This is a genomic window from Vicinamibacteria bacterium (assembly GCA_035620555.1).
Taxonomy (GTDB): Bacteria; Acidobacteriota; Vicinamibacteria; order Marinacidobacterales; family SMYC01; genus DASPGQ01.
The window spans coordinates 1-11,851 of the sequence record DASPGQ010000795.1 but is presented as its reverse complement, the minus strand read 5'-3'; the positions used below and the strand labels follow the sequence as shown (position 1 = coordinate 11,851).

Annotated in this window: 11 protein-coding genes; 2 read left to right on the top strand and 9 right to left on the bottom strand. The window is 64.4% G+C overall.

Annotated features, from left to right (window positions below):
- The 7 genes from VEK15_31975 to VEK15_31945 form a co-directional block, all read right to left on the bottom strand.
- The coding region (locus VEK15_31975; GenBank protein ID HXV65357.1) for a redoxin domain-containing protein at positions 1-479 on the bottom strand (479 nt) is incomplete at its 3' end.
- 21 nt (positions 480-500) lie between these two features.
- The gene (locus VEK15_31970) at positions 501-731 is read right to left on the bottom strand and encodes a hypothetical protein (protein HXV65356.1); all 231 of its coding nucleotides are present in this window, start codon (positions 729-731) and stop codon (positions 501-503) included.
- A gap of 55 nt (positions 732-786) precedes the next feature.
- Positions 787-2,532, bottom strand: a complete 1,746-nt coding sequence (locus tag VEK15_31965) for a DUF2207 domain-containing protein (GenBank protein ID HXV65355.1) — start codon at positions 2,530-2,532, stop codon at positions 787-789.
- The gene (locus tag VEK15_31960; protein ID HXV65354.1) at positions 2,529-3,089 is read right to left on the bottom strand and encodes a LemA family protein; all 561 of its coding nucleotides are present in this window, start codon (positions 3,087-3,089) and stop codon (positions 2,529-2,531) included. Before VEK15_31960 ends, VEK15_31965 begins: the two co-directional genes overlap by 4 nt.
- 60 nt (positions 3,090-3,149) lie before the next feature.
- A complete protein-coding gene (locus VEK15_31955) occupies positions 3,150-3,806 on the bottom strand; it encodes a hypothetical protein (protein ID HXV65353.1) in 657 nt (218 codons plus the stop codon).
- An 89-nt stretch (positions 3,807-3,895) separates the two neighbouring features.
- Positions 3,896-5,272, bottom strand: coding sequence for a hypothetical protein (locus tag VEK15_31950; protein HXV65352.1), 1,377 nt, complete (start codon positions 5,270-5,272; stop codon positions 3,896-3,898).
- A 37-nt stretch (positions 5,273-5,309) separates the two neighbouring features.
- A complete protein-coding gene (locus VEK15_31945) occupies positions 5,310-6,836 on the bottom strand; it encodes a transporter substrate-binding domain-containing protein (GenBank protein ID HXV65351.1) in 1,527 nt (508 codons plus the stop codon).
- Positions 6,837-7,121: 285 nt separating this feature from the next.
- Between VEK15_31945 and VEK15_31940 the strand changes: the two genes are divergently transcribed.
- Positions 7,122-7,532 carry a hypothetical protein gene (locus tag VEK15_31940; protein HXV65350.1) on the top strand — a complete coding sequence of 137 codons (411 nt, stop codon included), beginning with the start codon at positions 7,122-7,124 and terminating at the stop codon, positions 7,530-7,532.
- A gap of 33 nt (positions 7,533-7,565) precedes the next feature.
- On the opposite strand, the gene VEK15_31935 is transcribed toward VEK15_31940, so the two are convergent.
- A complete protein-coding gene (locus tag VEK15_31935) occupies positions 7,566-8,732 on the bottom strand; it encodes a DUF819 family protein (GenBank protein ID HXV65349.1) in 1,167 nt (388 codons plus the stop codon).
- Positions 8,733-8,743: 11 nt separating this feature from the next.
- On the bottom strand, positions 8,744-10,396 hold the full coding sequence (locus VEK15_31930) for an amidase (GenBank protein HXV65348.1): 1,653 nt from the start codon (positions 10,394-10,396) through the stop codon (positions 8,744-8,746).
- A gap of 208 nt (positions 10,397-10,604) precedes the next feature.
- Between VEK15_31930 and VEK15_31925 the strand changes: the two genes are divergently transcribed.
- Positions 10,605-11,851: hypothetical protein (locus tag VEK15_31925; protein HXV65347.1), on the top strand; the 1,247-nt coding region annotated here is incomplete at its 3' end.

Genomic DNA, 11,851 nt, shown 5'->3' with positions numbered 1-11,851 from the left:
CCCTCGACCCCCGGAGCATAGAGATGCATCTTCTCGGGAAGCTCGACCTCCATGACCAGGGTCACACGATTGCCCCGCCGGACGACGTCCTGAGCGGGATAGGTGACGAGCTTCATGTGCTTCCCCTGGATCTCCGTTCTCTTGCCTCCGCCGACACCGAACTCACGGACCAGAATACTGTCCGCCGTCATCCTCTGCCGATGTCCGGGCTCGAAGAACTTGGACGTCACCATGCCGTCGGCGTCGACCACGAACGTGACGGGACGCGCCATGCCGAAGAAGGGATGCCCCTCTTCGACGTTTCGGTTCAGGACTCCGAAGGCTTTGATGATCGTGGACTGCGGATCGGCCAGCAACGGAAAGTGGAAGCCTCCCATGCGAGCGGAGAAGTGCGCGAGGATTTCCGGAGAATCATAGCTGATGGCCGCGACGCCGAGTCCTTGCGACTCGAATCGCTCGAGCGAACGTTCCAGCTCCACGAGCTGGGTCTTGCAATACGGTCACCAGTCCGCGGATCGGTGGAACAGGAGCACCGCTCCGTTCGGCCCCTTGAGGTCGTCGAACGTCCAGGTCTTGCCAGACTGGTCGACGGCAGTGATATCGGGAATCTTTTCACCGACGGCGATTCCCGTCTGAGAATCGTCATCGGTGGGGTCAAACGGATCGAACGTCTCCTGGCCGGGGGCCAGCAGGCCGAGCGATAGGAGGCTCATCAGGCAAGCGACGATCATGAACTCACCTCCGCCGAGTCGGTTGGATGTTCTGGTTGCACCGGTACCTAGCCTATCACCACGAACCGCCTCCGCCGCCGCCGCCCCCTCCGCCGGAGAAGCCTCCCCCACCCGAGCCGCTCGAGCCCGACGAGCGGGGTGCCGTGGTCATGCCCGTACCGGCACGGGACATGGCGGTGCTCAAGGTCCGTTCGAAGCTCGGAGTCGAGAATCCGGACGTGGAGGGACCTCGACCGTGAAACCACACCGGCGGAGCCGCCGTATAGATTCCTTCGAACTTCCTCGCCCATGCGGCCGCGACCCCGAGCGCCATCGCGTAGGGCAGGAGGGCTTCGAAAACGTTCTTCCGGAGGGCTGCCTCGAGATTGTCGCGCTCGACCCGATCGACGAACTCTTCGAACCCGAGCGCCCAGGCTCGAAGCTCCACGCCCTTGCGCGTGCGACGCGGCATCCCTCTCGAGAAGGCCAGAAACAGGAGCGCTACGGCGGCGCCGGACACGATCGGCAGACCCATCGCGTGAGGCAAGACCGCCCCCCGAAGCGACGCCCAGCCGTAGCCGATGGCAACGGTCAGCCCACCGGCCACGATGCCGAGAATCTTCCAGAGCCGACGGACCTTGTGCGGCTCGCCTTCTACGTACCGCCGCGCCGAGAGGTCCTCCCAAAGAGAGTCCCCGATTCCGGGGATTCGCTTGTAGAACTTCTCCTCCAGCTGCTCGGTCGACACGACGTCGCCGCTCGCGAAGAGGCCCGCGAGGACCTTGCGCTCGTACTCGCGCAGATCGTTCCAGGAGCGATCCGACCGCTCGAACCAAGTCTCCTCCTTCTTCATGAGGCCGAAGAGACGGTCTTGCTGGTCCACCCGGATCCGCAGATAGCCTTTGATTGCCAGATCGACGACCGTTGCCGTCAGATCACGCAAGTCCACCCGCTCGTCCACGAGAGCCCCGATCTCGCCCGGCATCAAATCGGGCGGTGGCTCGTAGCGCACCATGACCGAGAGCGGCCCGAGCGGATCCCTCCCCCTCGTCCAGTAGCGATGCGAGAGAAACCCGAGCGCTAGGAGGGGAAACAGCGCGACCCAGTTGTCGGCGAGAAACCGCGCGGCCCGCCGGGCCGGGCCGGGGAAGCTGACGAGGCCATGAGGCCAAGCAGCGACGATGGTCATGCCCTGCAGCGGTTCGAGAGCCCGCGACGTCTTATAGGTGATGACCGATTCGCCAGGAAAATCCACGGTCGCTTCCTGCTCGCGGCTCCCGAAGAAACCCGTGTAGGCGACGGCCTCGAGTGAGTCGCGCGCCACCGGACCCGGCAGCCGCACGCTCGCCGTCGCCGCATCGATTTCGGCCTGCCACTCGTTTCCGGTCGCGTTCCAGTAGAGCTCGTCATGCTCGGCGAAATGAGTTACCGCGTCGCGAACCCGATATCGAAGAGTGTAAACGACGCGCCCGTGAACGGTTCGATCCGGATTGCCGATCCGGATCTTCACGTAGCTTCCCTCTCGCGTCATCTGCGTCTGGTGCGCCCTGCCGTTCTCGTCGACCACGTCGATGAGCCTGAAGCCCAATGAGTAGAGATAGCCTCGCGGATCGGTGTAGCTCACGGGGATGGTGCGATAGATTCCGTGCCTCGGCTCGGAGAAATCCACGACTAGCCGCTCGCTTACCAGGACCTCGGCGCTCTCCTCAACGGTGAGCTCCACGTCGAAGCTCGCAATGCGGTAGCCACCGCGATCGGCCGCCATCGTGGAAGTCGACAAGAGACACGCCAATAGCGACAACGGCGACAACTTCGATCTCATGTTTCCAGCTCCACCCTCGGTGAGGCCGCCTGGGCACGGTCCTCGAGGGAAAAGAACTCCCGCGGGCGATATCCCAGGAGGCGAGCGACGACGACATCGGGAATGGACTCGATGCGCGTGTTCAGATCCCGAACGATCGCGTTGTAATAGCGACGGGCGTTCTGCAAGTCATTCTCGACTCGAGTGAGCGAGAGCTGCAGGTCCCCGAACCGTTCGCTAGCCTTGAGATCGGGGTAGGCCTCGACGAGCGCGAAGAGCTTTCCCATCTCTCCGGATAGCTGAGCCTCTGCCACTCCCGCGGAGCCCGGCTGGCCTCGGCTGCGGGCGCCTTCGGCACTCGAGCGTGCCGCCGCGACCTTTTCCAGGACCTGACGCTCGTGGTGCGCGTAGCCTTTCACTGCCTCGACGAGGTTTCCGACGAGATCGTGGCGCCGTTTGAGCTGTACGTCGATGTCCGCCCAGGAGCCCGCGGCGCGATTCCGCAGCTGAACGAGGCGATTGAAGAGGAATAACCCCCAAGCGACAAACCCTGCCAGCACGAGCGCGATCCAGAACATAAGGTCTATTCTACGGTCGTTTCCGAGGAAACAACGATGAGCTCGTCTACCAGCCCTACGCTAGCGAGAGCGGTTCGCGAGGCGCCGCAACGTGTCATCGTCGAGCCGGTGCCCGCCTTCGAACCGGAGCTCTTCGAACGTGAGCCCGTTCCGTACGAGTCGCGCGCGCTGAACTTCCCGCTCGGAGTCGTCGAGAAACGGATCCCTGGTGCCGGAGACAACGGTGAGCTGCATCTCGCGCAGGCGCGCGATCGAGCTCTCGTCCTCGATCTCCGGCGGAAGCGACGAGCCCCAGAGAACGAGCTCATCGATCTTCGCCCGTCCGCCGACCGCCCAACGTGCCGCCGTGGCGGCCCCCTGCGAGAAGCCGAGCAGGCGTAGCCGCACCGTTTCTCGGGACACGATCGCGAACAGGTGATCGTGCACAAGGTCGAGATAGCGGACGTAGTCTTCGATCTCCGCCAGCCGATCCTCGCGCGTCATCCAGGAGGCGCCCACCTTCTGGTGGTCCTCGTGGTAGAAACGCGAGAGCGCTTCGGGCGCCACGAGAAGAGTCATCTCGCTGGAGAGGGCCTCGGCCTTTTCGAGGAGCTCGGATGCCAGCTGACTGTAGCCGTGACACAGCATCCACACGTTCTCGAGGTCCCTCTCGAGGTTCCCGAGGGTGAAAAAGCGGGCGCTGCGAGGCACGACGAGCCGATGGGTCTCGGGAGCCATGGGAAACCATCCTATCAGCAAGGGCTCGCCTCCGGCCCGTGCCGCGGGCGTCGACGTCAATCAAACACTGCGCTCGGAGCGAGCATCGATTACTGTTCTTGCTTGGGAATGAGCCCGCGGATCGCGCGCTTCGCCGCGTCGGTGGCCGCCTCCTTGGCTTCTCGCTTGAGACCGCTCCCGGCCTGGGCGACCAGCGCGCCCCCGTCGGGCCGAACTCTCGGATCTTCCGTCGTGCCGGAGATGTGAATGGGAATCGGCACCCAGCCGTTGTCGTCGCTCAGAACGTCGAGGACGTTCCCTCCCACTCCATCGATCTGGATGCCCTCGCGATCCGTTGCCACGGAGAGGTCGAAGTCGATGGGACCGTCGAGGCTCGCCGTTCCCTGAACCGCCATGAGAAGCCGCTCCGCCTCGAACTGGAACGGTGCGAGGGAGACGACACCGTTCTCGAGCCGAAAGCTCGCCTGAGTCGCCTTGTAGGGAGAGCCCACCACGACGTCCTTCCCGAGCGCCTCATCGATCTGGCGAAAGACCGACGCGTCAGGAAAGGTCCCCGCGCTCAGGCTCGCCACGCCGTCGGCGACGACGGCCTTCGGGTCCGGCCCCTCGCCCGCGATGTCGAGCTCGACGCTGGCGGGGCCGAAGCCGGAGCTCGCCCCGACGCACCGATTGACGTCGATGGACGGCCCCCGCGCGGAAAAGCGATAGGCGTAGGGCGTGGGATTGAAGTCGATCTCGGCATCCGTCGCGAAGTCGCCGTAGTCGGTAGTGAGCGAAAGCTCGGGCATCTCGAAGCGCGCCCGCGCGAGACGAAAGACGCTAGCGATCTCTCGCAGCTCGAAGTGATTGAGCATCACCTTTCCGATCCCGAGGTCTCCTTCGGCGGCAAGGCTCGCCAAGAAGCCCGGTCCCGGCTGGTAGCTGAAGTTCCGAATGCGCAAGTCGAGTCCTTCGACACGCGTCAAGCCCTCCGCGTCGCGGCGTCGGAGCACGAACACACCGTCCTCCAGACGAACCTCTTTCACGTCGAGCGCCAGTCCGCCCTCGTCCATGCCCGATCCCGTTTGCGTCCCCTCGGAGGCAGGTGATTTGGAGCTCTCCTCCGGGGGTGGGCTCTCGCCCGGTACGTCCCATTCCACGATCTCGATCTTTGGCTGCTCGAGGACCACCTGGTTGATCGCGACCGTGCCGGACAGAAGCGGCCCCACGCGGTGCTCGAGGACGAGGCGGTCGAGGGTGGCGCTCATCTCCCGCCCCTCCCTCGCCGAAGAAGCTTCGACGTTCTCGAGAATGACCCCTCGAAACAAGTTGAAGCGAAAACCGCTCGCGGTGATGGTCGCGCCCGTCGCTTCTCCGGCTTTGGCGAGGATCTTGCGGCCGAGCTCGGGCGCGTCCCAATCACGGGTCGAGAGGAAAACTGCAATCATCAGCAGCACCCCGAGGCCGATCAGTATCTTTCTCTTCATTCTCGTCCCTCCCTTCGCCACCGGGATCGGAAGGGCGTTACGGCCCCCCCGACACCCGGGCCTTCTCGCGCCGCTCCTCCTGTCTCAGGATGAGCTGATAGGCGATGTAATACTTGTAGATATTGCTCACATACTGCACCGTCTCCCGTCCAATGCGCTTCGCGGCGATGAGCTCGACGTTGTTGAACCAGCGATTCGGATCGAGTCCTTGTTCTTCGGCTTCGCGTCTCAGGCTCCGGACACGGCCCGGCCCGGCGTTGTACGAAGCGAAGGAAAACAGGGCCCTGTCAAGCTTGCGGATCGACTCGTCGCCGAAGAAGTTGTCGGCCACCCACCGGTTGTACTTGATACCCGCATGGATGTTGCTCTCTAGGTTCTCGATATCCGGGATGTCGACGGCCTGGTCACGCGCCGTCGCGGGCATGACCTGCATGACGCCAATCGCGCCCACATGGCTCCGCTTCGACTGGTCGAGGCCGGATTCCTGATATCCCTGTGCCACCATCAGGAGCCAATCGAAGTCGTACTGGGCGGCGTATTTCTGGAAGAGAGCCACCATGGAACGGAAGCGGGCGATGTCCTCCTCACTCCGGGCGTTCTTCAACCATTTCGTGGTCTTCAGGTACTTCTTGATGAGCATGTTCCCCATCAATGTCCCCTGCTTCTGGCTCTTCACGAACGTGTTGACCATCTTGGCAAGCTCGGGGCTGTCTTTTCGAAACGCCCAGGCGATGTCGCCACCCGTCGAAACCGGCGCGTCGGCGTGGAGCACGATGCCGGGGAAAACTTCCTTCCAGAGCTCGGCGATGAAGCTGTCGGCGACAGTAGCGGGGATCAGCCCCGCGGCAACCATCTCGATGAGGTCGCCGTCCTCGAGAATCTCGTCCGCGGGAACGATCTCGATGGGGGCCTTGCCCTCGGAGACGAGGCGATCGTTCAGCGGCTCAAGATGCTCGGCGTAGCTGCTCGAGAGGCGAACGTGAACCTCCTTCCCTGACAACTCGTCCAGGCTGGACACGGGGGCGCTGCCCGCGCCACTAACGACGACCTCGGCGATGTCGCGCGCGAGCGGATCCGAGAAATCCACTTGCTGGAGCCGGTCGGGCGTGACGGTGAGCGTCGCGGCGGCGATGTCCCCCTCTCCGGAAAGAAGCTTCGGAATCAGCTCGCCCCGGGAGACGGGCACGGGCACTGCGTGCACCTTTACGTGGCCCGAGCCGAGAGACTCGTTGAGGTGCTCCTCGAAGGCTTTGATGGACTCGTAGGTCAAACCGAGCTCGCGGCCCTTGTCCACAAAGTAGAGAACCGGGCTCTGAACGACGAGAAAACGGACGACGCGGCGTTCGGCCATGCCGGGGAGGTCTCCCGTCCAGGGCTCCGCGATGGGAGCAAGTCCGGGTGGGAGCGGTTCGGGCTCCGGAGGCGGCGGGATTTCCTCTTGATCTGCCGGAGCCGGGGCCTCCTGCTGCGCGAGCTCCAGCGAGGCCTGCTCCTCAGAAGCGCCGCAGTAAGAGAACAGGACCGACGCGAGCGATGAAAGCGCCAGGGATTTGATTCTTCTCATTGAATTCCTCGTTGGGAACGGCAGAACGAACCGGAACCTTTTGTCCCGGTCGTAAGCCGAAATCCGCGTTCACATTATTAGAGTCTCGATCGATTCGGTAGTTTACGACAAAAGGGCTGGTAACGCTCGACAGCGAGCCCGTGCGGTCACGCCCACGATTTTCCACGGATGATTCATATGAAGAAGGACGACGTCTTGGGGCTCATCGCCATGGGGGCGATCTTCGGGGCGTGGCGTTAGATTACCGGGCGCCCGCGCTATAGTACCGGCGACTAGGAGGTGCTCTTGGGCCGCAACATCGGGCTCGCCATCGCGTTCGAGCGAGAGATCACCGGTATCGATCCCCGCGCTTTCGACGGAAGGCAGCTCGGCTCGGCGAGACACACCATCGACGCGATCGCCCACGAGTACGATCTGCCGGGACTCGGCGAGTTCGTGGCCTTCAGTCGCGTCGAGGCCGAAGCGCTCGCGGAGGACATGAAGTTCGACGCGCCCACCGTGGGAAGCCAGTCGGGCCGTTGGTTCTCCGCCGCGAATGGCCTCGAGGTCGTGAGACAGATCCTCGCCCATCTCGAGGAGAACCCCGAGGACGTCCCCGACGTCGCCTCGCTTCTTGCCGGGCTACGCTCTCTCGAGAGCCTCCTTGCGCGCGCCGACGCGGACGAGGTGCGCTTCCGCTTGAGCGTGGACTACTAACTCGTCGGGAATAGCTCCTCGCCTCGAGCATCGTCACAGCGCGGAACGCATCACTGCGGCCACGAACACGCCGAGGTAGTTCCCTAAGGCGTAGCCGAGAAGTCCGACGGCGACTCCAGGAAGCAAGCGATCCGTATACCCGCGGGCGCTCGCCATCGCCATCGCCGAAGCGGCACCTCCGATGTTCGCCTGGGAGGCCACCGCAAGGGTCCCGGGGTCGAGCTTCAAGAGTCTGCCAGAACCGAAGAGGATGATGCCGTGGACCCCCACGGTGATACAGGCAAAATAGAAGACCGCCGGTCCCACCCGAACGATATTCTGAACGACCGACTGCGCCCCGTTGCTCGCGAGGAACAAAAGCACGAGATAGTTGCCGATCATGGCCGCTCCCGCCAAGCGCTTGACCGCCGGAATCTGAGCCGAAGCCAGAGCGAGCGTCGTAAGCCACAGCACCTCGGGGACGACGGGGATCTGACTGGCGAGCAGACGCGCGCCGAGGAGGGCGCCGAGCGCGACCACGATCAGGGACGCGGCGTCGGCAACACCGACGGGCACTCCGCTCGAATAGAGCGAGCGCTCGAGGGTCATGGGCCCCTCAGGGCCCGCGTCGTCATCACCGGAGTCGAATCGGAGCCCTTGCGGCTTGCGCCTTCCCAGGATCACCGGAACGGCGAGACAGGCCGCCATCCAGAACGCCGTGAGGATGACGTCCGCGGCGATGGCTGCGGTGAAGAGATCGCTCGACGTGTCGAACGCCTGGGCGAGCGCGGCGAAGTTCACGCCTCCGCCCACATAAGTACCCGTGAACTGTCCCGCGAGCTTCCAGGTCTCGTCGCCGATCGGCCCGCGGAGAAAAAACCCGGCGACCATTGCACCGACGGCGGAGCCGAAGGCACCAAGGCCGAAGGCGGCCAGCATCTTGGGTCCAGCGTCCACGATCGAGCGTACGTCGACGGCAGTCAGGATGAGCACGATCCCGAGACTCACACCGGTTCCCTGAAGAAAGCCGTAGACGCTCGACTCTCCCGGAACGACCCCTGCATTCGATAGCACCATCCCCAGAACGAGAGCGACGAGGGCCGCGCCCATCGAGCGGAAGAACGACACGTGCGCTTCGAGCTTCAGCGAAACGACCACGACGAGGGCGATGACGACGAGCACGGCGAGCGGCTCGGCGACGAGCGCGGTTCCCCCCGACATTGCCGGCGTCGCTATTCTCGCAGCGTCCCCTCCATCGCCGTCGCGATCTCGGGTCGCGCTTCGGCACTCGGGAGATACTGCGGCTCGGGGCGATGGTTGGTGCGCTGTTCGTAGGCGTAGGCATAGGAGAGCACGGAGGCGTCGGCGTCCCTGGTGCCGATGAAGGAAACGCCTACCGGAACGCCGTGAACGGTCCCCATGGGGACCGAGGCGTGCGGGTAGCCGGCAATCGCCGCCATCCATCCCGCTCCGGCCCAATCGGGCCACACGTCGCCGTTGACGGGATCGATGCGTGAGGCCACCGGGCCCGAGGGGGAGACGAGAACGTCGAGGTCATGCGCCGCCAACAGGGCGTCGATACCTTTCTCGCGGGTGGCCGCCTGAACGCTGTCGCGCGATTCGATGTATTCCGCATCGTCGAGGCCGCCTTTGGCCGCCGACTCCTCGAAAATGCTCTGATCGAACAAAGCGAGCTCGACGTCGGCATGTTCCTCATTGAAGGCAATGAGCTCCTCGAGCGTACGCACGGGAACGGGCTCCGCAGCATCGGCAAGATAGTCGTTGATCCCTGCCTTGAATTCGTATTTCAAGACGTTGCTCGAGTGCTCCTGGAAATTCTCGTCGCCGCGCTCGAACTCCTCGATCTCGACCAAGGTCGCACCGGCCGTCTTCAAGGCCTCGAGCACCTTATCGAAGTGCCCGATGATGTCGGGGTTCGAGCCCTGGGAGAATCGCAACACGCCGACGCGTGCCCCGTCGAGTGCGTTTTCATCGAGAGCGGCGACAAAGTCGGTCTTCGCCGGTCCCGTCGCCATGGCGTTGAGCATCATTGCAGCACCGCGCACGGTCTTGGTCATCGGCCCTGCGGTGTCCTGCGAAGAGGAGATCGGCACGATGTACTGCTGCGACACCAGCCCGACGGAGGGCTTGAAGCCGACGATCCCGTTGGCTTGCGACGGACAGATGATGGAGCCGTTCGTCTCCGTCCCCACCGCGCCGGCTGCGAGCGAGGCAGCGACCGCCGCGCCCGAGCCCGAGCTGGACCCGCACGGGCTTCGGTCGAGCATGTGCGGATTGCGCACCTGCCCGCCGAGCGCCGTCCAGCCGCTGATGGAGTGGTTGGAGCGGTAGTTCGCCCACTGCGAGAGGTTGGCTTTGCCGAGAATGACGGCACCCGCCTCTCGCAGGCCGCGAGCGAGCGGCGAGTCGCGCTCGGTGACGTTGTCCTTCAACGCGAGCGCTCCGGCGGTCGTGGCGACTGCGTCGGCCGATTCGATGTTGTCCTTCAATAATATCGGTACGCCATGGAGCGGCCCGAGCTCCTCACCCGCCGCGCGTTTCGCGTCCGCCGCGCGAGCGTCGGCGAGCGCGCCGGGATTCAGGGCGAGGACGCTTCTCAGGCTGGGTCCCGCCCAGTCGATGCGCTCGATCCGCGCGATGTAGGCGGTGACGAGCGCCTCCGAGGTCGTCTCGCCGGCGCGCAGGGCTTCCGCGATCTCCGGCAGGCTCCTGGCGAGAAGGCCCTCGGGGGCATAATCCGTCTCCGAGGCCGGAGGAGGGTTCTCTTCCTTGGTCGCTTTCTGCTGTGCCGTCGGTGCGCAGGCAACGAGCGTGAGCGTAACCGTGACCATCCCTGATACTTCACGAATCCATGAGCTCATCATGGCGTCTGTCTAGCACGGACGGCGGCGGTCACGCCACTCGCGAACCGCGCCGCCGCTAGCTCGGATTCGACGTGATTCGAACTCACCTCGCTGGCTTGCATGCGGCGGGTAACCCATCGAGGTGGAGCAAATCACTCATCCCTGCCAAGAGCGGTGCACACTGTCGGAGATCAAATGCGGTATCGGACTTGCTTACCTGGTCAATGGGATGGACAAATCGTGCGATCTCGGACCGTCACAAACACGGGGGGACTTCACATTCCCGAAAGGAGTCGACTCGCCTGTCCCCACGGCCCAGGAGCTCGAGCGCATCGAGCGGTTGGCAGAGGCGCTTGGCCGGGAGCGTCCCGGGCTCCTCTCCCTTAGCCCGGAGCTCGCGCATCTCGTTGCCACGACGTCGGCCCGCGCGCCGACCCTCCACCTCGACGACCAAAGCGATATCACGGTGGTGGCCCCGCGCCATGACACGAGCTACATCCAGGATCGGGCGCGAATCCGTGCGCAGACCGGCGACATCGTCGCATGCAACGCGCCTCCCGTGGACGGCTACGAAGAGTACTGTTGCGAGATGCTCGGTCTCGGTAACGTCGAGTGGGTGGCTCCGGATGCGCTTCGCCATCGACGCAACCTCGCCAGTCATTGCTGGACCGCCCGAGCGGCGCGACGGCGTTTGATTCGGGCCGTCAAGAGCGATGGCGTCCGCATCATCCACCCGCTGATGGGTAGTGCCGCCGTGTGGCACTTTGCGCTGTTGCTCGAGCGCGCCACCCGCAAACGGCTCGCGGTCCTCGCCGCGCCACCCGAAGTAAGCCGTCTCGTGAACGACAAGACCAAGTTCGCCGAGATCGTGGCGGCACTGTTCGGAAAGGATGCCCTTCCCCGGAGCTACGCGGCAACGAGCATGGCACTCGTCGCCCGATACGTGAAGGAGCTTTCCGGAAACTGCGAGCGGATCGCCCTCAAGCTTCCCGACGCGGCAGGTGGAGCGGGAAACGTCGTGCTCGACGCCGGCTCCCTGCGCCGGGCGACGCTGACGGAAATTCGCCGACGCCTCAAGCCGGTTCTGCGGGGAATCGATTGGCGCTCCGGTGAGAAGCTCCAAGTCAGCGGCTGGGCGAGGGACGTGCTCTCGACGCCGTCGGTCCAGACGTGGATCCCGCCCGAGCGCCACCAACCCCCTCGCGTCGACGGGGTATTCGAACAGCTTCTCGAAGGCCCGGCCTTCGAGTTCATCGGTGCGCAGCCGGCGAGCCTTCCCGCGCCGGTACGTCACGGCATCGAAAGAGACGGATTGTTGCTAGCGAGCCTGTTTCAGCGGCTCGGCTACGTCGGCCGATGCTCGCTCGATCTCGTGCTGACGGGCAGTACCCTCGAGGACAGCCGGCTCGTCTTCATCGAATGCAACGGCCGTTGGGGCGGGACCTCGTTGCCCATGTTCCTGGTCCATCGATTGTT

Coding starts and splice junctions, on each gene's coding strand:
- VEK15_31970 (HXV65356.1), bottom strand. CDS start 731: ATGATCGTCGCTTGCCTGATGAGCCTCCTATCGCTCGGCCTGCTGGCC.
- VEK15_31965 (HXV65355.1), bottom strand. CDS start 2,532: ATGAGATCGAAGTTGTCGCCGTTGTCGCTATTGGCGTGTCTCTTGTCG.
- VEK15_31960 (HXV65354.1), bottom strand. CDS start 3,089: ATGTTCTGGATCGCGCTCGTGCTGGCAGGGTTTGTCGCTTGGGGGTTA.
- VEK15_31955 (HXV65353.1), bottom strand. CDS start 3,806: ATGGCTCCCGAGACCCATCGGCTCGTCGTGCCTCGCAGCGCCCGCTTT.
- VEK15_31950 (HXV65352.1), bottom strand. CDS start 5,272: ATGAAGAGAAAGATACTGATCGGCCTCGGGGTGCTGCTGATGATTGCA.
- VEK15_31945 (HXV65351.1), bottom strand. CDS start 6,836: ATGAGAAGAATCAAATCCCTGGCGCTTTCATCGCTCGCGTCGGTCCTG.
- VEK15_31935 (HXV65349.1), bottom strand. CDS start 8,732: ATGTCGGGGGGAACCGCGCTCGTCGCCGAGCCGCTCGCCGTGCTCGTC.
- VEK15_31930 (HXV65348.1), bottom strand. CDS start 10,396: ATGATGAGCTCATGGATTCGTGAAGTATCAGGGATGGTCACGGTTACG.